The organism is Nostoc sp. (assembly GCF_036917815.1).
Taxonomy (GTDB): Bacteria; Cyanobacteriota; Cyanobacteriia; order Cyanobacteriales; family Nostocaceae; genus Nostoc.
The window spans coordinates 166629-190934 of sequence record NZ_JBALEK010000041.1 but is presented as its reverse complement, the minus strand read 5'-3'; the positions used below and the strand labels follow the sequence as shown (position 1 = coordinate 190934).

General features: G+C 43.6%; 14 protein-coding genes and 2 pseudogenes. 10 read left to right on the top strand and 6 right to left on the bottom strand.

The window, feature by feature from the left end; all coding sequences use genetic code 11:
• Positions 1–431 precede the first annotated feature (431 nt).
• The 8 genes and pseudogenes from V7K97_RS11750 to V7K97_RS11715 all read left to right on the top strand — a co-directional run.
• On the top strand, positions 432–5627 hold the full coding sequence (locus tag V7K97_RS11750) for a GAF domain-containing protein (protein WP_334801085.1): 5196 nt from the start codon (positions 432–434) through the stop codon (positions 5625–5627).
• A gap of 186 nt (positions 5628–5813) precedes the next feature.
• A pseudogene (locus V7K97_RS11745) lies at positions 5814–7066 on the top strand (RNA-guided endonuclease InsQ/TnpB family protein).
• A gap of 195 nt (positions 7067–7261) precedes the next feature.
• Complete coding sequence (locus V7K97_RS11740; protein ID WP_334801082.1) at positions 7262–8389, top strand: hybrid sensor histidine kinase/response regulator; 1128 nt, start codon at positions 7262–7264, stop codon at positions 8387–8389.
• Positions 8390–8956: 567 nt separating this feature from the next.
• Positions 8957–10075 carry a sensor histidine kinase gene (locus tag V7K97_RS11735; RefSeq protein ID WP_334801081.1) on the top strand — a complete coding sequence of 373 codons (1119 nt, stop codon included), beginning with the start codon at positions 8957–8959 and terminating at the stop codon, positions 10073–10075.
• 62 nt (positions 10076–10137) lie between these two features.
• Positions 10138–10818 (top strand): response regulator transcription factor, encoded by a 681-nt coding sequence (locus V7K97_RS11730; protein ID WP_334801079.1) that lies wholly within the window; start codon positions 10138–10140, stop codon positions 10816–10818.
• 43 nt (positions 10819–10861) lie between these two features.
• A complete protein-coding gene (locus V7K97_RS11725; protein WP_334801078.1) occupies positions 10862–12994 on the top strand; it encodes a substrate-binding domain-containing protein in 2133 nt (710 codons plus the stop codon).
• Positions 12972–13616 (top strand): FHA domain-containing protein, encoded by a 645-nt coding sequence (locus V7K97_RS11720; RefSeq protein WP_334801077.1) that lies wholly within the window; start codon positions 12972–12974, stop codon positions 13614–13616. The genes V7K97_RS11725 and V7K97_RS11720 overlap by 23 nt, the downstream gene beginning before the upstream one ends.
• Before the next feature lie 85 nt (positions 13617–13701).
• Positions 13702–14329, top strand: a pseudogene (locus tag V7K97_RS11715) (hypothetical protein); the annotation flags it as partial.
• Positions 14330–14513: 184 nt separating this feature from the next.
• Here V7K97_RS11715 and V7K97_RS11710 read toward each other — a convergent pair.
• Positions 14514–15941, bottom strand: a complete 1428-nt coding sequence (locus V7K97_RS11710) for an LCP family protein (protein WP_334801076.1) — start codon at positions 15939–15941, stop codon at positions 14514–14516.
• A 285-nt stretch (positions 15942–16226) separates the two neighbouring features.
• Entirely contained in the window at positions 16227–16712 is a 486-nt protein-coding gene (locus tag V7K97_RS11705) for a hypothetical protein (protein ID WP_442936814.1), read from the bottom strand.
• 109 nt (positions 16713–16821) lie between these two features.
• Here V7K97_RS11705 and V7K97_RS11700 point away from each other — a divergent pair, with 109 nt between their 5' ends.
• Positions 16822–17988 carry an AI-2E family transporter gene (locus tag V7K97_RS11700; protein ID WP_334801075.1) on the top strand — a complete coding sequence of 389 codons (1167 nt, stop codon included), beginning with the start codon at positions 16822–16824 and terminating at the stop codon, positions 17986–17988.
• 33 nt (positions 17989–18021) lie between these two features.
• On the opposite strand, the gene V7K97_RS11695 is transcribed toward V7K97_RS11700, so the two are convergent.
• Together V7K97_RS11695 and V7K97_RS11690 are read right to left on the bottom strand one after the other, a co-directional pair.
• A complete protein-coding gene (locus V7K97_RS11695; protein WP_334801074.1) occupies positions 18022–19353 on the bottom strand; it encodes a serpin family protein in 1332 nt (443 codons plus the stop codon).
• A gap of 538 nt (positions 19354–19891) precedes the next feature.
• Complete coding sequence (locus V7K97_RS11690) at positions 19892–21487, bottom strand: S8 family serine peptidase (RefSeq protein WP_334801073.1); 1596 nt, start codon at positions 21485–21487, stop codon at positions 19892–19894.
• Between the two features lie 322 nt (positions 21488–21809).
• On the opposite strand from V7K97_RS11690, the gene rpe reads away from it, so the two are divergent.
• Positions 21810–22517, top strand: coding sequence for a ribulose-phosphate 3-epimerase (gene rpe, locus V7K97_RS11685; protein WP_334801072.1), 708 nt, complete (start codon positions 21810–21812; stop codon positions 22515–22517).
• A 334-nt stretch (positions 22518–22851) separates the two neighbouring features.
• On the opposite strand, the gene V7K97_RS11680 is transcribed toward rpe, so the two are convergent.
• A complete protein-coding gene (locus V7K97_RS11680; protein ID WP_334801071.1) occupies positions 22852–23136 on the bottom strand; it encodes a hypothetical protein in 285 nt (94 codons plus the stop codon).
• 268 nt (positions 23137–23404) lie between these two features.
• Positions 23405–23875: a HetP family heterocyst commitment protein gene (locus tag V7K97_RS11675; protein WP_334801204.1), complete on the bottom strand. Its 471-nt coding sequence runs from the start codon at positions 23873–23875 to the stop codon at positions 23405–23407.
• Positions 23876–24306 lie beyond the last annotated feature (431 nt).

Here is a 24306-nt window from a genome sequence, read left to right as displayed (position 1 = left end):
AAGGTGTTAGTGCTGGTAGCTAATCCAGATGCATCTAGAGTATATGTATCAGTCTTCTAAAGTTAATTAGACTTTTGTCGATATTTTTTTAGATGGGGCATGGGGCAGAGGAGAAATACTTACGGGAGCAACGCGATTTTGTACAGCGCCAGGTTGAAAGGGCGTTCTTTGAAGCGGATGGGGGCGAGGCGCGATTTTGCCAAGCGGATCGGCAAGGCAATGGCTCGATATTGTGATCTGAACTTACGCAAAACTAGACGCTGTAGGGGCAATTCATGAATTGCCCCTACCTAAAAATAAGGGTTTTAGCTATTGTTTGCGTAAGTCCTGATCTGCCCAAAACCCCAACGCTCTCAAATTTAAGAATTTTACGGTTTCAGCAACTTGTGTATTGCTAACGGGAACAATAAAAAATAAATGCTTTTACATTAATGTTTAACCCCGCAACAACTCTCACCCCATCAAAACTGAAGCTTGCGATCGCCCGCGATCCTCTGATAGTTAAACCGGATACGATGGTGATGGAGGCGATCGCCCTAATGATCGGCGTGCGGGCTATTAATAATACCACGAAAACTGCGGATGGGCAACTGGATCAACTCTATCTAGAGGCACGAGCAAGCTGCGTGTTGGTAGTGGAAGACGGGCGGTTGCTAGGTATTTTGACAGAGCGGGACGTGGTGCGCCTGAGTCTCCAGCAGCGTTCTCTGGAGAATCTAGCGATTCGGGGGGTGATGGTACATCCAGTCATCACCCTGCACGAGTCTGCTTTTAGCGATTTATTTTTTGCGATTAATCTGCTCCAGCAGCATCAGATTCGCTACTTACCCATCCTGGATGAGCAGGATCGCCTGGTGGGGCTGGTGACTGATGAAAGTCTACAGCAAATCTCCCGCAATATAGATATTTTGCGGTTAGAAGCAGAGAAAATTGAAGTATTGGAAACCCTTAGCGTTGCACTAGAACAACAAGTTGAAGCCCGAACCATCGCCCTGAAAGCGAAGGCAGAGCGGGAGAAATTGGTGGCAGCGATCGCTACCCAAATCCGATCGTCCCTGAGTCTGCAAACCATTCTGGACACGACTGTAGCACAGGTGCAGCAATTGTTGGGTTGCGATCGCGTTAACATTTGGCAGTTGAATGGGGATTCGCAAATGATCGTCGTCGCCGAGTCCACCAACTCCTCACTGTCACTGATGGCCGAGCAGATTAACGACACCTGGTTTCAGCAAGACTGCACGCAGATTTATCGTCAGGGGCGGATTCGGGTCGTGCCGGATATCTACACGATCGAAATGTCAGATTGTCACCGCAACATGCTGATCCGCCTTCAGACCCGGGCCAAAATTTTGGTGCCCCTGCTGTGCGGCGATCAATTCTGGGGTTTGCTCAATGCCACCGAAAGCCAGCACGCGCGGGAGTGGTTGCCGGAAGAAGTTGAACTGCTGCAAGCCTTATCAATGCATCTGGCGATCGCCCTTGGCCAAGCCATTACATACCAAAAATTGCAGGAGCAACTGATCGAGCGCCAACAAGCGGAAACTCGGCTACGGGAGAGCGAACAGCGCTATATCACATTAACCACCTCTGCCCCCGTGGGGATTTTTCGCACTGATGTGGCTCTTAACTGCACCTATGTCAACGATCACTGGTGTCAGATTGCTGGACTCACCCCAGAAGCCGCCACCGGAGACGGATGGCGACAAGGGTTGCACGCCGACGATCGAGATATGCTCACGGCAGAGTGGCATCAATCTGTCCAAGAAAACCGCCCTTTTCGCCGAGAGTATCGCCTTCAACGCCCCAATGGGATCGTGATTTGGGTTTATGGGCAGGCGGTGGCGGAGCAGAATGCCGATGGCCAGGTGATTGGTTATGTAGGTACGATTACTGACATTAGCGATGTCTACGAGGAGCTTCGCTTACGCAAACGAGCGGAATTAACACTGCAAAAACTAGTGACAGGAACCGCCGCAGTCACTGGAGAGGACTTTTTTCCAGCCTTAGTACGCCACATTTCCGAAGCATTAGATGTCCGCTATGCCCTCGTTACCGAACTGGTGGACGACAAACTCCATACCCTGGGGTTCTGGGGAAATGGAGCCTTACAGCCGTCAATTTCCTACTATCCGGCTGGCACTCCCTGCGAATATGTCCTGAGAGACGGGGAATTCCACTGCCAAAGCCAAGTTCAAGCACTCTTTCCTGACAATTCCAACTTGACGATCGTGCAGGCAGATAGCTATCTGGGCATTGCCTTAAAAGACGATCTGGGCAATGGGATTGGCAACCTTTGCATTTTAGACGTGCAGCCCTTGGGGGAGGCGAAACGCGCCGAAGCGATCGCCATCCTCCAGGTATTTGCAGCGCGGGCAGCCGCAGAATTGCAGCGTCAAGTCGCAAACAATGCACTACATCGCTTGAACCAGGACTTGGAAGGGAGGGTAAAACAACGGACTCAAGAACTCCAAGCGCGAGAGGCCCAACTGCGCGACCTCTTCGACAATGCCACCGATTTGATCCAAAGCGTTTCGCCCGACGGTCGGATTTTATTTGTGAATCGGGCATGGAAAGAAACCTTGGGATACAACGATGCCGACCTAGAGCAGTTGTCCATTTTCCAGGTTATCCATCCCGATGACCTTGAGTATTGCCAGACAGCGATCGAAAGCCTATTTACTGGCGCACTTAGTTTAGATATCGAAACCAGATTCCTGACCAAAGATGCCAGAGAAATCATCGTCGAAGGGAATATCAATTGTCAGTTTCAAGATGAACAGCAGATCGCCACGCGGGGTATTTTTCGAGACATTACCCAGCGCAAACAAGCTGAAGCGCAACTCCATAAACTATCGGAGCGCCTCGCCTTGTCCCTGAAATCTGGGGCGTTCGGCTGTTGGGAGTGGGACATTTTACAAAACACCATCCTTTGGGATGAGCGGATGTACAAACTGTATGGTGTCACAAAACAATCTGATTCCCCTGTGTTCTACGACATTTGGGCAAACAGTCTACATCCCGACGATCGCACATCTGCCGAAACATTAGCCCAGCAAGCCGTTTTAGGACAGGGAGAATACGATACCGAGTTTCGGGTCGTACATCCCGATGGAAGTATTCACTTTATTAGAGCCTATGGGGTGCTGGTGCGAGATGCTCAGGGCAATCCTCAGAGCATGATTGGGGTCAACTTTAATATTAGCGATCGCAAACAAGCCGAGAAAACCATTGGCCAACAGGTCGAACGAGAACAACTGCTGCGAGAAATCACCCAGAGGATTCGTCAATCCCTAGACCTCCAGACCATTTTCGACACGGCTTGTCAGGAAATCCGCTCAGTGATTCAGGCCGATCGGGTGTGCATTTTCAAATTTTATCCCGAATCCAACTTTGATGATGGCGAATTTGTGGCTGAATCAGCTCTAGAAGGGTTTTCCTCAGTGGTAGCGATTCGGGTACACGACCACTGCTTTGGCAAAAACTATTCATCCCTCTATGCCTTGGGTAGGTCTTATGTTGTCGATGATATTTATAACGGTGGGATGACAAGCTGCCACAGTGACATCCTCTCTCAGTTTCAGGTGCGTGCCAATCTGATTATGCCATTCCTTTGCGGTAACAAGTTATGGGGCTTGCTGTGCGTCCATCAATGTGCGACAACCCGCCACTGGCAGCAGTCTGAAATTGACTTTACCCAACAACTTGCCAACCAGTTAGCGATCGCCATTCAACAAGCGAATCTCTACGAGCAAATCCAGTCGGAACTCTTGGTGCGGCAGCAAGCCGAAGAGAGAATTGCCCTGCAACTGCGGCGAGAACACGCATTAGGGGCGATTATCCAAAAAATTCGCCAGTCGCTAGATATCAACGAGATCCTGGCAACGGTGACTCAGCAAGTCAAAGACGTGATGCACTGCGATCGCGTCATCGTCTTCCGGCTCTTTGCTGACGGCAGAAGTCAAATTGTCGAAGAAGCCTTATCTGGTGAGTTCCCCGCCCTCAAAGACCGCCACTGGGATAACGAAGTGTGGTCTCCAGAAATTCTCGATTGCTACTGGCAGGGCAAACCCCGGATTGTCCCCGATGTGATGAACGATATTTGGACGGATTGCCTGGTGGAATACTCAATCGTTGGTCAAATCCAGTCCAAAATTATCGCACCGATTTTACAAGAGGTGCGAGGTAGCGAAACCCATCGCTGGGTTGCCCCCTGGCAAAATAACAAGCTCTGGGGGGTTTTGGCTGTCCATGCCTGCCGAGAAAAACGAGTGTGGAAAGACTCGGAAGCGCAACTTCTGCAACAAATTGCCAACCAGTTAGCGATCGCCATTCAGCAAGCGAGTCTTTTTGAGCAATTACAGCAAGAACTCGCAAAAGGACAGCAGGCAGAGGCAAAGCTAACCGAGAGCAATCAACAACTGGCAATTTCTAACCAAGAACTCGCCCGCGCCACCCGCCTCAAAGACGAATTCTTGGCGAACATGAGCCACGAACTTCGCACCCCCCTCAACGCCATTTTGGGCATGACCGAAGGGCTAGAAGAGGAAGTCTTTGGCATCGTCAACGAGCAACAACTCAAAGCCTTGCAAACCATTGAGGGCAGCGGCTCTCATTTGCTGGAGTTGATCAACGACATCCTGGATGTGGCAACAATTGAAGCCGGACAGATCAAACTGGAATTCAGCTCAACTTCAGTGGGTGATCTGTGTCAATCTAGTCTGGCGTTTATCAAACAGCAGGCATTCCAAAAAGGGATTAAGGTTGAAATCAAACTTCAGCTGAATCTACCTGACCTGCTGGTGGATGAACGCCGCATTCGGCAAGTGTTAATTAACCTGCTTAACAATGCGGTCAAATTCACCTCAGAGGGGGGACGCATTACCCTAGAAGTTGCTGAACTTTCCCCCGACACTACCGATTCCTCAGAGCAACACTTTCTGCGAATTGCCGTGAACGATACAGGCATCGGCATCTCGTCAGAGAATATCAAACAACTATTTCAGCCCTTCGTCCAAATCGATAGCGCCTTGAACCGTCAATATACAGGTACAGGCTTGGGACTGGCATTGGTGAAGCGGATTGTCGAACTCCACGGCGGTAGGGTGGGGCTAACCAGTGAACTGGATGTGGGCAGTTGCTTCACGATTGAGTTACCCTGTACTCCCGGTTCTCCCTTCTCGCCGGAATTGACGGCAGTTGATCAACCCCCTGCGATTCTCAAACTGGATTCCCCTCCTGCCAACGATTCGCACCCTGCCCCCCTGATCTTGCTAGCAGAAGATAACCAAGCCAATATCAGTACAGTTTCTAGCTACCTCCGGGCCAAGGGCTATCAGATTCTATTAGCAACAAATGGTCAAGAAGCAATCGACCTGGCCACAACTCACCAGCCTGACTTGATTTTGATGGATATCCAAATGTCGGGAATGGACGGTTTAGAGGCAATGAGACAGATTCGCCTCGATTCTAACTTGATTGATATTCCCATCGTTGCCTTGACAGCGTTAGCCATGACCGGCGATCGCGATCGCTGTTTAGAAGCAGGAGCCAACGAGTACCTAACTAAACCCGTGAAACTCAAGCAACTGGCCACTACCATTCAACAGCTTTTAACTAATTCGTCGTAATTCCCCCACTGAATTCTGTACTCGGAATCAGTGGCGGGATATAAGACGGGCGGTGATGATTGCATCTTTGACTTATTCTTTCCGTAGGAAAGAGAAAGAAAAGATGTATGAAGAACCGCCAATCCCTGGACTCGTTACTACAAATAGAATATATTAGTAACAGGTCGATATTTGGGAGAAGTTTAGATGAGACGGCAAGCCGTGAAGGTTAGGTTGTATCCTACTGACAAACAAGTTGAGATACTTGCACAGCACTTTGGTTGTGCGCGTTGGTGGTGGAATTATGGTTTGAACAAATGTGTTGAAACTTACAAAGCAACCGGGAAAGGCTTGTCTCAATCTGGACTAAACTCTTTATTGCCAGCACTCAAAAAAGACAAAGATACTGAATGGTTAGGAGAATGCTATTCGCAGGTTTTACAATCTGTGAGTCTCAATCTTAGTCGTGCATATCAAAACTTTTTTGAAGGTAGAGCAAAGTATCCTAAGTTCAAATCAAGGCATCATCGTCAATCAATTCAATATCCACAGAAGGTAAAACAGGTTGATGGTTGCTTGAAGTTCCCAGGATTCTTGGGAACTGTCAAAGCTAAAATACATCGACCACTTGATGGGACGATAAAAACTGTCACTGTTAGTAAATGTCCATCAGGCAAATACTACGCTTCTGTGTTGATGGAATACGAGGGCGATTATCCTTCATCTAATACAGATGGTAAGGTTATAGGGATCGACTTGGGAATAAAGGATTTTGCAATTACCTATGATGGTGAGATAGTTTCCAAATATCCAAATGCTAGGCACTTAGCTAAATATGAAAAGAAATTAGCTAAAAAACAACGTATTGCTGCACGTAAAATCAAGGGTAGTAATCGTCGCAAAAAAGCAATAAGAATTGTAGCTAGGGTATATGAACAAGTTAGCAATGTCCGTCAAGACTACTTACACAAACTATCTAGAAAGATAGTTGATAACAACCAAGTGGTAATAGTCGAAAACTTGAATGTCTTGGGCATGGTTCGTAACCATAAACTTTCCAAAGCAATATCTGATGTGGGTTGGGGAACCTTTGTCAACTTTTTATCCTATAAGCTAGAACATAGTGGCGGGATGTTGGTAGAAATAAACAGATGGTTTCCTAGCTCCAAGCTTTGCTCTAATTGTCATTACCAAATTTCAGAGTTGCCCCTAGATATAAGGACTTGGACTTGTCTTAGTTGTGGTACTCATCATGACAGAGATGGTAACGCAGCGATGAACATTAGAGCAGAAGGTATCAGAATGCTGTCCTCCCTTGGGACGGGGGAGGCTAACGCCAATGGAGAGGAAGTAAGACCAATTCGAGGGCGTAAGCCTAAGATGCGGCATTCCTCCGTGAAGTTGGAAGCCCACACTCAATCGGAGTACCGATTGAGTGTGTGGTAGTTCACTTGGAATAAAGGCTAACAAATAAATGGCACTAAGAAGATATAGCCCTTGCCCTGACTGGTTAAGAGCCTGGAGGCTCTTAACCGATTCTGGGAGGGCTGCCGCCTCCAGTAGCTTGACCGGAGGCAGAAGCCCACTTTGAATACATTCCCGACGCGACACATACCTTTAGGCTTTTCTTAGTGCCATTCGGCTCACAAATAAATATGCCCTCTATTTTAGTAATTGACGATCAACCCGATAACTTTGATGTGATTGAAACCCTCTTAAATAAGCAAGATTATCTGCTACACTACGCTGCCAGTGGTCAAGAGGCGATCGCATCTCTCAACCTATTTCAGCCAGATGTGATTTTGCTAGACCTGATGATGCCGGGAATGGATGGGATAGAAGTGTGCCAGCTAATTAAAGCCATGCCGCAATGGCAGCCAGTTCCCATCATCATGGTGACGGCTCTCACCGCCAAAGAAGACCTCGCTCGCTGCCTAAAATCAGGTGCCGACGACTTCATTAGTAAACCCGTTAATGCTGTCGAATTGCGGGCACGCATTCATTCAATGCTCAGGATTAAGCAACAGTACGACAACATCCAAACTTTATCGAATATCCAAGCAAGTACCATCAAAGTCTTGGAAAGCACACTGAATGAACTGCGCGGCAACTTGGTTTCTAGTTTACCCCATGAACTCAATACACCACTAAATGGCATTGTCGGAACCATCAGCCTACTCATCGAAGATATTGACGACATGGATACTGCCGAAATCCGTGAACTTTTAGGCATGGCAGATCAATCCGCCCGTCGCCTAGAAAAATTAACCAAACAATTCTTGATCTATTTAGAACTAGAGTTATCAACACATCAGCAGCAAAACATCGAACCTCAGTCAAGTCACTTTTCAATGGCAGCGATTGAAGCGGCTTTGCAATCTCATGCTCAAAGTGTTAATCGCAGCAACGATTTCATCTTGGCAATTGAAGAGGCTGAGGTGTCAATATCGGAGCGATATCTAGCGATTATCCTTGATGAATTAGTTGGTAATGCGCTCAAATTCTCCCAGAGTGGGACAGCGATTAAGATTAGTAGTCAGGTGGTAGCAGGAATGCTAAATGTCTCCGTCCATGATTTCGGATGCGGCATGACCAAAGAACAGATATCTAAAATCGGTGCTTTCATGCAGTTTGAACGCAAAACCTACGAACAGCAGGGCATAGGTATGGGCTTAAAACTTGTCCAAAAAATCGTTGAACGTTGTGGTGGGCAGTTCTCAATTTCAAGTGTCTATCAACAGGAAACAACGGTACAGATTGGAATAGCACACTTGAAAAACTAGAACCGATGAACTGACTTTTCCCGTACTAAGAGTTGAGGGTGGGGACTGCCGCGTTTGGTTCAAGAATCCGAAAAACAGTAACTTCAGTTTGTAGATTAGTCTAGAGCAGTTCTGATCATCTAAACCTCCAGGAGACTCCCGCCACACTGGAACAGTTGGCGGTGAGAAGAATGGAGGAACGGCAATGAGCTTCACCCCCAAATAACTTTGAACGTAGTTCAGACAATGCGCGGGGTGAGCGGCTCCAGCCCTCAAGTGAGGACTAAAGTCCTCACTACAAACCTTGAATTATTCACGCCGCTCTACTTAGTCAGGACTTTAGTCCTTGCCTTGAGCGCTTCCGTGTTCACTACAAACTTATTCATCGAGGTGTTGCAAATGACAATCATTACGTACCAATATACTTAGGCAGGTGAGATATCCGTGTGAATGCCAACTTAATAATTCTTTGTATAAATTATCTCACAAGATAACTTAACAAAAAAATAAAGATTATTGAGGCTGCATAATTTTATGCTGTTCAGCAGAAGAGTAAAAACATTTAATTGCAAAAAGCGAGTGATAGCTATGACACTAGGCTTTTCTGTACAAAAACTAGACAATGGCTCTAATTATTTGAATTCCTCAGATATTCAGAGCTTTTGTCAGCTTGAGTCTGAGCAGTTAACTAGTCAATATCCAATTTTTTTCGCTCGGATTGTCTATCACGATTCATCATTGAGAGCTAATCAGGAGGTTATAAATTATGGTCAAGACCAAGCTCCTTTTTCCCAAAAAACTTTAGCTTATTTGCGGTCAGAATTATGGTTTACAGATTTCCCACACGTATTAAAATTGTATAAAGTTAGACTCAAAGGCTTTTCATCCATTTCTTATATTTGTCCTATATCCTATAGAAATCAAAAACCTGAATACATTCAAATCATTACTCATGAACCTCTATCATCGAGTTTGCAACTATATATAAAACGCTCTGCTATGCTTCTGAGTAAGTATGTAGATATTTACTTAGACTATGGAAGACAAAAAACTGAAATTCAACTCTTAGAAGATATTCTGCATCGAGTCGGTCATCAATTGCGTAACTCTCTAGGACTTATCGGATTGTATGCACATAACTTATGTTTAGGTTTACAGGATAGTCCTTGGCAAGAGCAAGCAACAATCATCCGCGAAGGCATACAAGATTTAGATACTAATTTAAACGAACTAATTGATTGTGGACAAAGCACAAAATTAAGGGTAACACTTCAAGATTTCAGAAGTTTGGTGGTTGAAAGTATTACAAGTTTACAACCTTTGATTAATCAGAAAAAACTTAATATATCGATTCCTGATACATCGACACTACTGAAGATAGACAGATTGCAAATGAAACAAGTATTTGATAATATCCTCAGTAATGCTGCTCATTTCAGTCCTAATTCAGGAACTATCACCTGTAGTTGGCAAATTTTTCAAGATGAAGTTTTAATTAAAATTTCTGATCAAGGACCAGGGCTATCTCAAGAGGATTTACAAAAAGTATTTACCCCATTTTATTCCCGGCGTAAAGGAGGTACAGGACTAGGTTTAACTATTGCTAAAAAAATTATTCTGGATCATCAAGGAAGTATCTGGGCGCAAATTCTATCAGAAAGTGGAGCGCAATTTTCTGTAATTTTGCCTCGACCAAGGAATGGATAATTAATTCGTAATGACGCTCCTGCGTCGCTACCGCTACGCTAACGTAATTTGTAATTAAAAAGATGACTAATGATAATAATAAACTTTCGGTTTTGTTGGTAGACGACGAAGAACGCTTCCGTCAAGGTTTACGTACTCTCTTGAATTTTTATAGTATTAATTCTGCATTACCTGTAGAAGTTATTGGTGATGCAGATTCGGTTGAGCAGGTTTTAAAGTTTACAATCCAGAAGTGTCCAGATTTAATTTTGCTGGATATGCAATTGAAAGGATGTGATGGAATTACGGTTTTGGCACGTCTCAAAGAAACTGCGTACACTGGTAAGGTTTTAGTATTGTCGGCTCATCAAGAAGACGACTGGATTTTTAGAGCAATGCAGGCGGGAGCCGCCGGTTATGTGTTTAAAAATCGTTTGGCCACCCAACTGTGTGAAGCTATTGATACTGTTACCAGATCGGAAATTTATCTACCTTCGGAGGTTGCTAGTCGATTTTTCCGGTTTTTTCAGGCTTATTCAGACTCTTGTGTGAAAGCATGTCATAGGGTACATTTAACCGAAAGAGAGCAAGAAGTTTTATACTGGTTAACTCAAGGTGCTTCTAATGAAGAAATCGCTAAACGTTTATATGTAACAGTTGCTACTGTTAAGGCGCATCTCACAAGTATTTTTGAAAAATTGAAGGTTACTAGTCGGACTCAAGCTATTGTGGCTGCCCTCAAGTTAGGATTAGTTCACGCTTGAGGGCGACAGAAGTAATCGGCGCAATTAATGAAACTCTTTGTATATGCCTTCATTTGAATCTTTTTATCAAGAATACCCCTGCTCGTACAATTCTCCCTTAAGTTGCGATCGCCCCTTCCAAACGGCGCAGCAAATTAAGGGCGCTAAGTTTTGCTTGGAATGTGGTTTTCCCGCCACTTTACCGCAGGAGGCTGAGATTAAAGGAAATCAGGGTACTTATCAAATAGCTAGTTTTCTTGGTGTGCGGGGTTTAGGCCGCTTATACTCAGGTATCCAACTCAAAGACAAACAGCCTGTAATCATCAAAGAATACCTGCTACCCAATCGTTGTTTTAATGAAAGCGAGACTCAGAAGCGCAAAGACACCTTCAAACGGGTGGGTGGGGTAAGTTTAGCCGATAGTAGAATTCAAAACTTCCGTTTGGTAGAAAGTAAAGAAGCGATCGCCGATGATAAAGGAGAACGCTGTTATTTAATCACTAAAGGAATAGATTCATCCCAAACTTTAGGTAAATATATCATAGAGAAGGGAGCGATGACATCTGCTGATGTGCGTGAGGTACTAAATCAAAGTCTCCAAACTCTCCAGTTTCTCCATACCCAAAAGCTGCGTTTTCCCTCAAATCAAATCCAACTGGGAATAACTCACGGCAACATCAGTTTAGAAAGTACTTTAATTAAAGTAGAAAATAATCAAAAGTTTTCTATATATTTTTGTGATTTAGCGATTTGGGAAAACTTATTTATTCCACCCATTATTGCTCAACCGGCACCCGTCAGACCTGAACAAGATTTAGAATCATTAGGATTAGTAGCCTTTTATTTATGGGTAGGACGGACAACTAATTTATCCTCCAATCAGCCTCTCGATCCTAGAGATAATCAACAATGGCCAGATACAGATAGCCATTTAAAACAGTTTATTTATCGACTAATTGGGCTGGAAACTCCTTTCGAGAATGCAGAAGCAGCCCGTCAAGCACTGCTGCAACTTCCCAAAGAAGAGCATAGCAATAGTTCAGTGCGTTCGCCAGCTTCTCAAGAATCAGAAAAGCGTTTCCCAATGCCTTTTCTTTTGCTAGTAATTCTGGCTTTATTACTACTTGGTGGAGGAATTTGGTATTGGCTTTTGGGTAGGAAAACAGATAGCCCTAATCAATATATAGAATGGTCTAAACTTTTGCGGAATTTCTCAGAAGTCTCCAACGTTCCCTCTGGACAATTTACTTACACAGGAGAAACAGAGAGTACGTGGAGTTATGTTTTGAGCCTAAAAGTGGACAAGAGTAGTTTAGGAGAATTATTGACCATACCAAAGCCAGATGCAGCCGCAACATTTAACTATAAACCTGTTGTCTCATCAGATGCAAATAATCCGATTAAAAGTGTAGAAGAATTCCAAACAAGTAAAAAAGACTTTGCAATTACTAGTTTGGTAAATAATATTACAGATAAACTTGATAAAAAACAATTTGCTTATGATGGTTTATTTGTTTTTGTCGCATTTAATCAGAGCGGCTCAAGTCTTGCCAATGATATTGGCGGGCAAATAAGTCTTGATCAATTGCGTAAAATTTACACAGGTAAAATTACTAATTGGCAGCAGATTAATTCCAAACTTCCATCTCTTAAAATCCAACCTTTTGCCCCAACTGAACCGGAAGCAATCATTAAATTTCAAGAAATAGTTCTCAAAGATGACCCTCAGGACAAAGCTATATTTGATAGTACTGTTAAAAAGATGAAGACAGGAGACACCCAGATCAAGATACGCAGCGAGACTTTAGAAGGGTCTGGTATCATCAGTTTTGGTATTATCAGTAAAACTTGGAAACAGTGTGCTGGCTATCCCCTAGCTATAGTGGATGGCAACAAGCCAGCTAGTCAACCTCTATTCCAACTGCGCTATCACCGCTCAATTACTCTCTCAGATGACTTCTGTCAGCATGATAATAGTTATTATGTTGATGTTCCAACTTTCAAAAGCTACCCCTTGGGATACCCTATTTTTGTAGTGTACCCTAGAGACACCAGCCGCCCGCCTGCTGGTCTTACATTTGCTGCGATGCTAACTACTCAGCAAGGCCAATGTTTACTTAGTAAAGTGGGCCTTGTCGCTTTACAACCTATGCCGCCTGATGTGATAAATTCCTATGCCTGCAAATCGGTGCCCTAATCCTAGTTGCGAATATTTTAACCGCGCCCTGCCTAACAATGCTAAGGTTTGTCCCTGGTGTTCCACTCCTATTGGTAATGTAGTTTCCACTACACCACAACCACCTATTCAGCAACAACCCAGTCAACCACCAGCCAGTCAACAACCACCTATTCAGTATCAGCGGCCAGCAACAGAACAACCTAACTATCAGGTTCCCCAACAAGCCCCTATTGATTATTCAACAGTCTATCAGCCACGGGTTTCTTATCCACCAACACCGCCTGCTTATACTCCCCCGCCTCAAAGAGCGCCAGCCTTAAAGCTGATTCATAGCACTGGAAGAGAATTTCACCTCGTTGGAGAAGGTGGTTATATTGGTCGCCGCAGTCAGAGTCCAGGAATAGCGCCGCCAGAAATTGACTTGACTGGCATCCCCAGTGAGGGAATAGTCTCTCGTCGTCATGCGCGAATCGATTGGGACTGGTCGCAAAATTCATACATGATTGTTGATATGAGTACAAATGGTATTTTTTTAAACAACAATCCTCTCACTCCTGGTATGCAATATCGCCTACTTAACGGTGATTTACTGCGATTCGGTCAGGATAACCTAGTTAATTTCACTATATACGTTGTGTAGTAAAAATCTTAGTTGTTAAATAAATGAGTAATGAGTAATACCCATTACTCATTACTCATTTATTACTTCAAAATTAAAGACAGTTGGAGGCGATCGCCTCCCAACAAAATACGGCTTGCCTCTGATAGATATTTGGCAGGGTTTAGGAGTCAATTGGACTACTCTACCACTTGCAAAAACTCGGCAAACGTCCACCCTTAGCAACAATGGAGCGAATCTGGTGTCCTTATGCTGGGGATGATCGCGTAATTGCTGGGTTTGTCCATCCGCCAACAGAAGGGATATTTCAGATAGCTCTGGAACTGCGGGGAGTCACAAAATTTACATTCGTCAAAGGATTAGAAGGTAGTTGCGATTTACCGCGCGATCGCACTGTGATTATCAGCTTATCTTCATCTGTAGCATCCCAAGAGGTAGAAAGATTGCACCTCGTACCGCGTGATTACGGCTTTACTACCAAGAACGTACCCTTGGGAACTACTGAAGAACTGGTGGCGGAGATTCAGGAGGTTTTGGCAGGTAAACCAGGTGAACTAATGCAAACAGCCTTGTGGAATGGCGGGTTTTATCTATGGCGCAGTGGTATTTGTCTAGATATGTCAGAGGTTTTAGCTAAAGCAGAAGAATTATTAACCAATGGTGTGGTAGCAGCTAAACTCCAAGAACTGAGCCAGGTAGTAAATTCGCTGTCATCAGCATTTGTACCAGTGTAAACAGTTCAGTACTTCCGAGTAAGTAGGTCGGCGTAAATAATTATCGTTGGGATAAGGCACTTAGCTGGGGGCAGGGGGCAGGGAGCAGGGGGAAAAAGAGTTTGAGCCTTGTTTACTTTTCTTCACACAGTTTGGTTTGATTGTGCCCACTTACTTATCAACACAATTCTTAATTAATTAGGAATTATTTCGTCCCCGACTTCTCCAAAATAGATTTTTGTTGCAACCAATCCTGACCGACTTGGATACTGATATCTGAGCCAAGGTTGCCAGTACTTTCCACGCGCACTTCTCCAAATCCCAAAGTGTTGCGAATTGATTCAGCACTGTCACCATCTCCTTGTTGGGCGACAACGTGAGTTACATCTAAAGGCTCACCCCATGCCTTGGCTATATAGACGTTGCGATACCCAGATTTTTCCAAGGCTCTAATTAATGGTTGGAGGTTAGAGCGATCGCCACCTGTACTATCTTGAATTGCTATCCGCAAAGAGCGGGGGTTAGTCGTAGTCGCTAGCTGTTCCTGTTCTGAGTCCAAACCAAAGTGTTGAGCCATCAGTTTAGTAATACCATTTTTGTTGGGCAACCAATAGCTAGCATCAAACTCGCCTTTCTCGCTAAAGCGACCTGGCAGCATTAACATTTGCATATTAGAGCGATTTGTCCGCACCCCAAAACCCATGAGTGCTACTAACTCTTCAACCGTCAAATTGGTATCGATGTGGTCTTTCACTACATCAAGAACTTTAGGTAATTGAGCAACAGTACCTGGGTTGAGTGTTTGATCCATCAAAGCGCGAATCACCATTTGCTGGCGCTGAATCCGACCAATATCACCGAGTTCGTCATGGCGAAAACGCAGCAATTGTAGTGCCTGATCGCCATTTAGATGCTGCTTACCAGCCTTCAAATTGATGTACAAATGCTGAGAATCATCTTGGTATTTCATATTTTTGGGGACATAAACACTCACGCCACCCAAAGCATCAATCAGCTTGGCAACTCCCAAAACGTTAATTCGGATATAGCGATCAATTCCCGCCCCACCCAAGAGATTACTGACGGTTCTGGCAGTCAAAGCTGGTCCACCATCAACATTGGCAGCATTAATTTTTTTCACCCCATACCCCTCTATTTCTGTGCGGGTATCTCTGGGAATAGAGAGCATGATGATTTTTTTCGTCTCTGGATCAAATTTGAGCAAGAGCATCACATCGGAAAGACCCTCAAAGGAGTTTACCTGGGGCTGGTATCTGAGGTTTTTGGTTTCTGGGGGAGGGTTTTGAATATCTGGGGGAAGTACGCTCATCCCCATTACCAAGAGATTTACCGGGCGAGTTAATTCTGAAAATCGCAGCACACCTCCAGAAATGCGATCGCCATCAAAGGCCGCCTCATCCTTTGGACTTAGCTGGGCTTGTTGCAAAGGCGTGCTGGTTAAAGACACTGCCAAAAGCGCCCCTGCTGTTGCTGATACCATCGCAATCCCACTCATACCTACCCAAAACCACAGCCAACGTCCTGATTTCGAGTTCTGGGAAATTTGTTGTTTACTGGACTTTGAGGCTTTTCCCGACTGGTTTTCTTCCGCCGAACTTCTTTGAATGGTCACAGACTTCCTCACACTTACTCACTAGTCAAATTCGGTAAATTTGCAGACTAAAAACATCCAAACAAATCAACCCATAATAGCTAACTCTTAATTATCAGTGCTAACTTTTTTCATGTAGTGTCAACCACAACATTTATAGCAGCATTTCTCTTTCTTTTGGGCCAACCTAGAGATGTTTTACTGAAGTATGGCAATAATAAACTGGATTTGACTAGATATATGGATAAATCAACTGTAAATTTTTAGGAAATAAGTAAAAGTACTGACAAATTACCACCTGAAAAATTAAGATAAATACTTGCCAAGCACTCGTTCTGCTAAAGTACTAAACCCTGTTAAACGCCCAGATTTGCCGTGCGTCAGGCGCAAAATCAACCAAACACTGACTAAAAAGTAACCTGATGTGAGAAAGCTATTCAGGATAAATAGACGTAGCGGAAAATAATCTGAAGTTGCTGCTCCGGTAGTTAATAATAAATAACCCAACAGCCAAGTAAGTGCCAAAGTGATAGACAGACGACTAATAGCAAGTTGTTCCCGACTACCCTGGCCCCGATAGAGAGTCCACAAGGATGGAAAAAAGCCGATAATCGGAACTAAATGTAAAAGATACTGGGTACTGGGGATTGGGGATTGGGGGTTGGGAAGAGACAAAGGAGAGACTTCTTCAATAATTCTTCCTTGTCCCCCTTCTCCCTCTTCTCCTCCCAGTCGCCATTCCCCATTCCCCACTCCCCACTCCCCATTCTCTTTCGATTCAAAATTATCCATTGGGGTTAGTCGAACTCCTAAACTAGAAGGATGAATAAGACTCATATAGTTAGAGATAATAAGCTGTAAAGAAAGATTTAACTTAGTTCTATCCCGCAATCAGCTCAAAATGCAGACACGCAAGCTACTCGACTGGTGGCAAACATTCACTCCAATAGCGCGAATCGGGGCGATCGCGCTATTCGCTCCGTTGCTAGTTATCAATGGTTGGGCAATTTCGGTATTTTTTAATTATTTCCATTCTCTCATAGTCATTTTAGTCGGAGCCTCAGTATTAGCATTTCTGCTCAACTACCCCGTAAGTTGGATGGAGCATCATGGTGCTAGGCGAGAGCAAGTCGCTATTTTAGTATTTCTCTTGGCTTTATCGATTTTATTGGCGTTGGGTGTGACACTTTTTCCCTTGGCCCTTACCCAAGCTCAACAACTGGTGGCTCGCTTACCAGAGTTGATCGACTCTGGACGCTCTCAGTTAATGATCTTAAACGAAAAAGCTGAGATTTTTGGCTTACCGATTAACCTCGATGCTCTGGTAGTACAAATCAACGATCGCGTCAAGGGACAATTGCAAGCGATCGCTGGACAAGTTTTAAATCTGGCTGTCCTCACAGTCACTAGTCTGCTAGATATTCTCTTGACGATAGTTTTGACTTTCTATCTTTTACAGCATGGGTCTGAACTCTGGCAAAGTTTAGTGGAATGGCTACCCGCTAAATTCCGCGATCCTTTCTCCAAAACAGTCCGCCTCAGTTTCCAAAATTTCTTCATCACCCAGTTGATTTTATCTACCTGTATGGCTTCAGCCCTGATTCCTACCTTTTTGTGGCTGAAAGTACCATTTGGGTTGCTATTCGGACTAACTATTGGGCTGATGGCTCTCGTCCCCTTTGGTGGTTCTGTAGGCATCGCTCTGACTACATTATTGGTAGCCTTGCAAGATTTCTCAATGGGTGTAAGAGTTTTGATAGCAGCAGTAATTGTCCAGCAAATTCTCGAAAACTTAATTGCCCCCCGAATTTTAGGCAGCTTTACTGGCTTAAATCCAGTTTGGATTTTAATTTCAGTCTTAACAGGGGCAAGAATTGGTGGACTATTGGGTGTAATTGTGGCAGTACCCACAGCTGTTGTGATTAAGACTGCTTTAAGCGCCTTGCGTCCTGGTAGCCAGATAAACGACAACACCATTGGGGAGACAACTGCACCTGTTGCAGCAAACGAGTCTCCAAAAGCTGACGCTAAAAACACTTTGAGTATTTCTGAAGCGACATTACCCTAGAACTCAATTCAAAATGAAGAAATTTTTAATTTTTTACTGTGGATCAATGATCGAACCCATAAACAAAACACTTCCCGTCTGATTATCCCTGATGGCACTGAAGAAGGGACGATCAACAATCATTCGGAATGGTTCTGGTTCTTGTCTCAAAGATGTTGCTACCATTCCCACTGAAGTAGCCGCAGCCGCTTCAGTGCCTTCTTCGTTTACTTCCACAAAAGTTTTATGTTTAACTTCGCTAATGGCAATATTTTTACCCATACCGGAAAAATTAGCTTTGTTGCTGAAAGCCTCTTCCATGCCTAAACTTTTTAAAGCATCATTGAGTGTAACTTCATAGTCTGTTTTGAAACGGGGTAGGCGAATAAACCCTTTTTGTTTGCTGAATTGAGTCATCCATCTTTCCCAGTTTTCAACATTCAAATTTTGATAGAAGGCTTTGAGGTTAGAGTTTTGTTTGGGCAGGAATATATAAAAACTGAACTTACCATCTTTACCATAAGGTAAACTAACTGCCTGAAATTGTCCGCTTTCATAGTATCTATAATCACCATTCTGCGACATCATTGGGAGTTGTTTTCGCCTAGTAGATGTAATGTAGAAAGGGTATTGAGCGGTTTGACTTTTGTCAAATTCCTTACTCCAATTACCTTTAAAATATATAGCATTAATCAGAAATAATACCTGATTTGGTTCAATTTTTTCAACTATTTGAGTGATTTTACCGTTAGTATTTTCTTTTACCCAGTTATTGATGATATTAGATGCGGCGGCATCTTTAAAGTTTAAATTACTGACCTTCGCTTGATAGAAATTCTGGGTTCTGTTGAGAAAGTCTGGCGCAAAGCTAACATCTTGATTTGCCCAAAGTGAGTTAGCAATCTTCAGTTGCACTTTCCCATCAGAATTGTCTAAAAGCTGCTTTAATACCGCCGCGTAAGAAGAGTTGATTTCTGGTAGATTCATCCCCTGTAATTCCAGAGTTTTCGCCATTGCTTGTTGAGTCGAGCCGCTAGCGCCGTTGTAGGTCATAGCCAGAGCGATCGCCACACTAGAGGGTGAGATAAAAATATTCTTCTCACCCCGATCATTTTTCAGAAGTTCTGAAAACAGTTTGAAGCCAAACTTATTACTAGAATCAACGATTTTTGTATCAGTGTTGACTGTTTTTTTTTGCAATGGATTTTCTGGTTGAGGTAAACTAGATTGGGCAAGGACACTTTTATTACTATCGACTTGAGAACACCCTAATACACTAAATAGAACAACACTTGCAGCCGCCAGAGCATAACGTCTGCCCAGACTCACACCGTAACGTCTTTGCAGGAAATTTTCTTTTGCTTCACTAAGTTTCTGCCGATTCATTCTGCTACCTCAATTGCCAAAGATTCCCGATCTGTGCTTAGAGTTGACGCAGATACTGTGTCAATGATTAACTATTGCATTTGCTCCAATAGAATAATGGGACTGTTACAGAAACGGTAACAGCCAGTTAGTAGCTCGGAGGAACTAAACAAAACTTGTGATAGTTGACAATTCCTGATTTAGGCGGCTATGCAGACGATTTATGAAAAGTTTTGATTTCTAGGAATTTTCCTATTTATATATAAAAGTATTGTAAGCTACGTAGTCACAAAATAACCACTTCTGTTGGGGTTTGATAGATCAAATATAGCGATGTCTACGACGGGCTATTCGGTGTCGCTCGTTTGTATGGAATACACTCTGACCTCACTTCCATTACTCTGTCCTAAAATGAGAGAGACTTTGAATCTTACTCCCCTTCCCTTGAAGGAAAGGGGCTGGGGGTTAGGTCTGTATTGGACTCGACCGAGAAGTGCTATAACGTTTCTGAGTTGCACGAAACATAGAACTTTTGTAGGGACGAACGGCTGACCCTATTTCAATTGATAGGTACACTCCACCAAGCTAAACTGTAGGGTTGAGTCGCTTCATTGACCTTTTGACGAAACTGGACGCGGATTTTGTAATTACCAGTAGCAGCAACGGGGCAGAAAATATGTTCTACACTATCGATTTGGCTGATTGAGGAGCAAACAGCACCAGTATCTGAATTTTGAGCATCAGCTTTTACCAGGTAGAGGTCGAGATTATTCAAACCGCGATCGCGAAAATTTTCGCCCACATCATATTGCTGGTTTTTATTTTTATCGTTGAGTTCCACCAATCGATCCCAAGTCAGGGTGATCGCAACAAAACTTCCCGGCTTTAAAGGTTTTGCTAATATATAGTCAACAGATGCTCCAAAATCGACTGTGCGATAATCCCAACCAATAGCTGGAACCACAGATGATGGCTGCCATTGACCAGCACTAAATTGCTGATAAGCGCGAAATGCGTTCAAATGACCCGCTCCCATTTGGGCATCTAAGGGAATCTTGGGATCTTTATAAGCATCAGAATCTAGCCAGTTTTTATTTTGTTTATCAATTAACGTCCTAGTCATTCCCAACCGCAAGCCATCACCGCTATCTTGGATTTTGTCTGCGGAGTTCAGCAATACAGCCTTCATTACTTGATGATGGCGAGCATCGATGCTCCAGTGGGGTTGTTTTGTCCGCATCTGTCGGTCAGCAAGTTCCTGCAACAGAGCAACAGTAGCCGTAACTTGAGGCGCTGCAAAACTTGTCCCTGTAACCTTGTTGAATTTGCCATCTGGATTGAGCAAAGGAATGTTATTTCCAGGAGCAACTAAACTAATAGCGCGTCGCCCACCAAGATCAAATTCTCTTCCAGCTAGCCTTCCACTCACTCCTTGATTAGCAGCAGCCAGATTAGCCACATCTACTTTGTTAAAAACTCCCCCTCGGCTGGATGAAAAAGCAACGTTAACTCCGTTAAAATTATCTGTAGGAATAGGAATACCGCCCTTACCCTGGTTGCCTGCGATCGCATACAAAACATCATGAACGCGACTAGACCAGTCAACACATAAAGTTAGTAAAGCATTGCCATCTAAAGCCGCCTCTGGTCTAGGATCGCGGCTCAGAGGTTCACCAAAGCTAAAGTTAATGGCACGGACATCGCCACCATTTTGTAGTGCTATGTGCTGTGCTGATAAGCACTCTTCTGGCTGACCCATGTTTTTAGTCGAACCCACCGCCGATGAATACAGTCGCGCTCCCGGAGCAACTCCCGGTAAAGCTTTGTTTTGACTCACCATCACACCAGCCACATTGTAGGCGTGGGAGTCAACACCGCTATTAGACTTAGCTGGCCCATTGCGTAAGAACACAGCCGCTAAAGATATGGCACGGTTTTTAGACACCGCCTTATCCCACCCAAACATTCCCGGCCGGCCAATTTCCACTTGACCAATAGCAATCTTACGACCGATTAAATTATAAGGAGCTTGGTGTAACTTCAGAGCATCAATACCATTAGTTCCTAGTGCAGATTCTAAAACTGAAGCAATTACCGGCGCACTCAGACAAGAAGCGCTTAATCCCCAAATTATCCAGGTTAGTTTTTTAGTCATTAGTTAATTAGTCATTAGTCATTGGTCATTAGTCATTGGGCACTTGTACTGAGCGTACCCCTCCGGGGATCTTGCTACGCGTAGCGTCTCCAAGAGTTGCCGTTGGCGCAGCCTAAGAAGAGAAGTATTGGGCATTGGGAAGAATTTACTCCCTCACTCCCTCACTCCCTCACTCCCTCACTCCCTCATCTCCCTCATCTCCCCACTCTCTACTCCCCACTCCCCACTCCCCATTCCCAAAAAAGCCGGGATCAAAATTATGAGTCTTGCTCAATGTTTTGTTACAATGCATACAGACGAGGACGCTTAAAACCCACTAGCCATGACCCAAAACCTATCTCAAAAGCCCATTGTAATTTCTCCATCTATACTATCAGCCGATTTTAGTCGTCTGGGTGACGAAATTCGCGCCATAGACGCAGCTGGAGCGGATTGGATTCACGTTGATGTAATGGATGGTCGCTTTGTACCTAATATTACGATAGGCCCTCTGATTGTGGAGGCGATTCGTCCCGTTACAACCAAGCCACTTGATGTCCACTTGATGATTGTGGAGCCGGAAAAGTATGTAGAGGCATTTGCTAAAGCGGGTGCCGATATTATCTCCGTACACTGTGAGCATAATGCTTCTCCGCACCTGCACCGCACCTTGGGGCAAATTAAAGAGCTTGGTAAGAAAGCTGGAGTTGTGCTGAATCCTGGTAGCCCTCTAGAGCTAATTGAATACGTTCTAGATTTGTGCGATTTAGTACTGATTATGAGCGTCAACCCTGGTTTTGGTGGTCAAAGCTTTATCCCTGGTGTGTTACCCAAAATCCGCAAGCTGCGCCAAATGTGTGATGAACGCGGTCTTGACCCTTGGATTGAAGTGGATGGGGGACTGAAAGCAAATAATACCTGGCAAGTTTTAGAAGCGGGAGCAAATGCGATCGTCGCCGGTTCAGCTGTGTTTAACACTAAGGATTATGCTGAGGCTATTACATCAATTCGTAACAGCAAACGTCCTACCCCAGAATTAGCCAAGGTTTAATTCATTTTTGGATTAACTATTCTCGACAAAAAGTAGGGTGGGCAAATTGCCTACCTTATTTTTATTTACACATAAAAAAACTGGAGGCTCTTCAAGTTTTGAACTTCCAGTAATTAATATATAAATTGAAAATTTAGAAACTAGAGATAATCCTGGTTGGGAGGACTAGGATTACAATAGTCGAAAGAGAAGCATATAGCGTTTCCTAATCATAGAAGGTACATCTTAGCCCCCTCTCGAAGAGCGGGGAGGGGGTTGGGGGTGGGGTTCTTGTACCTCACTAAACCGAGAACCGCTATATCAGCTACTAGTTCTACCAGCCATGACAAAGATTTCACCGTAACTTTTCTATTTCCGTTCCTGGGATTGATGTTAAGCGTTTGCAATATTTAACTAAAGCAACACCAATCACAGCATAGGAAGTTTTATAAGCATTACTTTTACCGTCTGCAGTCGGTAAAAGCTGTGTAAAATTTAGATTGGGGGAATCCACCTCCCCAAATTCTCTTTGCTCAGACTTCCTCAAAAATAGAACCACCAGTAGCAACGGTTGCATCATCCATCGGTCTTGGTGTAGGAGTTGTTTACTCCATGAAATACTGACTACTTTTGTAATCAATTTGATTTATTTCATAGTCAGAACTAATCATTGATTTTATTTTTTAAACTTAGCTTGCTTGGCAATCACCTCTATTTGGGCTTAAGTTGTAGTTGTTATTAGTTTACCAATACTGTCAGTATATATTTGCCATTCTGGCAGATTTTTGCAAAAATTTATCAAATTAGTTACTGCTATAGAAAACCTGCCATGCTATTTTAAATTAGCAGAGCAGGTTCTCAGATACTCAATCAATTGTAGTGCAGAAGCTCTTGATTCAAAATACTTTTTAATTAAATCCACAAGATTTCAAGGAAATATCTTGAGAATTTTCTGGCTTTAATGACGATTTGCTTGATTGATGTTCGTTAATTTGGTGTGCCAATCTCTGGTCTAAACTACTCCCACGGATTTCTGTTTTTTGCTTTCCAACTACTTCCAGATAAGCTCGGTCTTTAATTTTGCTTAAGCAGTTTGATGACATATTACTATCAGACCTGGAATCATTAGCCTGTTTCAGCATTTTGATATTTTCACTTTGCTGTTGTTTTGTCCTGTTGGCTTGAGAGTTTTCTTTGAGCAATCGATTGTAGGTACGGTATGGAATGTAATGTAGAGGATTATAACCACCAAATCGCAGCATTAAAACACATGCCCAGGAATACTTTCCAGCCAGAATTGCTTCAACTACTTTGTCAAATTGTTGAGCCTTTACTGTGTTATCTAAGTTGCTACTAATACCAGCAATGTCTTGGTTCATCATAGTGTTTAGTTATCTTGGATGAAGTAAACTAGTTAAATTTCTGCGATTATTGGTCTTTTAATTGATGACCTGATAATTCTTTCCACGAACTGAACCTTTGATTAAAAGCAATCAAGTTTGTTAGCGGCTCAGTCCTCATTGTCAAGATTCACTCCGATGAATGGAGGAAACTTTGCTTATAGCTTGTTAGTAAGTAAAAGGTAAAAGTTTATCTTTTGTCTTGTCATATAACTGATAGGACAAAAGTCTTGGCGTGGATCTTGGTAGATACAGTTTTGTCTTCTTAAACTTTCTCAACTCCTAATTCAATAATTTCTATCTGTTCACGCGCTTGTATTTCTTACTACTGTTGAATTAGGCATTTTCCGGGAAGTTTGCATATTTTTTTGGGCTATGATAGAAAATTTATTTATCTTTGGGTGTTAACA

What these genes read in the sequence shown, in the direction of transcription:
- V7K97_RS11750 (WP_334801085.1), top strand. Translation starts at nt 432, where the DNA reads ATGTTTAACCCCGCAACAACTCTCACCCCATCAAAACTGAAGCTTGCG.
- V7K97_RS11740 (WP_334801082.1), top strand. Translation starts at nt 7,262, where the DNA reads ATGCCCTCTATTTTAGTAATTGACGATCAACCCGATAACTTTGATGTG.
- V7K97_RS11735 (WP_334801081.1), top strand. Translation starts at nt 8,957, where the DNA reads ATGACACTAGGCTTTTCTGTACAAAAACTAGACAATGGCTCTAATTAT.
- V7K97_RS11730 (WP_334801079.1), top strand. Translation starts at nt 10,138, where the DNA reads ATGACTAATGATAATAATAAACTTTCGGTTTTGTTGGTAGACGACGAA.
- V7K97_RS11725 (WP_334801078.1), top strand. Translation starts at nt 10,862, where the DNA reads ATGCCTTCATTTGAATCTTTTTATCAAGAATACCCCTGCTCGTACAAT.
- V7K97_RS11720 (WP_334801077.1), top strand. Translation starts at nt 12,972, where the DNA reads ATGCCTGCAAATCGGTGCCCTAATCCTAGTTGCGAATATTTTAACCGC.
- V7K97_RS11705 (WP_442936814.1), bottom strand. Translation starts at nt 16,712, where the DNA reads ATGGATAATTTTGAATCGAAAGAGAATGGGGAGTGGGGAGTGGGGAAT.
- V7K97_RS11700 (WP_334801075.1), top strand. Translation starts at nt 16,822, where the DNA reads ATGCAGACACGCAAGCTACTCGACTGGTGGCAAACATTCACTCCAATA.
- V7K97_RS11695 (WP_334801074.1), bottom strand. Translation starts at nt 19,353, where the DNA reads ATGAATCGGCAGAAACTTAGTGAAGCAAAAGAAAATTTCCTGCAAAGA.
- V7K97_RS11690 (WP_334801073.1), bottom strand. Translation starts at nt 21,487, where the DNA reads ATGACTAAAAAACTAACCTGGATAATTTGGGGATTAAGCGCTTCTTGT.
- rpe (WP_334801072.1), top strand. Translation starts at nt 21,810, where the DNA reads ATGACCCAAAACCTATCTCAAAAGCCCATTGTAATTTCTCCATCTATA.
- V7K97_RS11675 (WP_334801204.1), bottom strand. Translation starts at nt 23,875, where the DNA reads ATGAACCAAGACATTGCTGGTATTAGTAGCAACTTAGATAACACAGTA.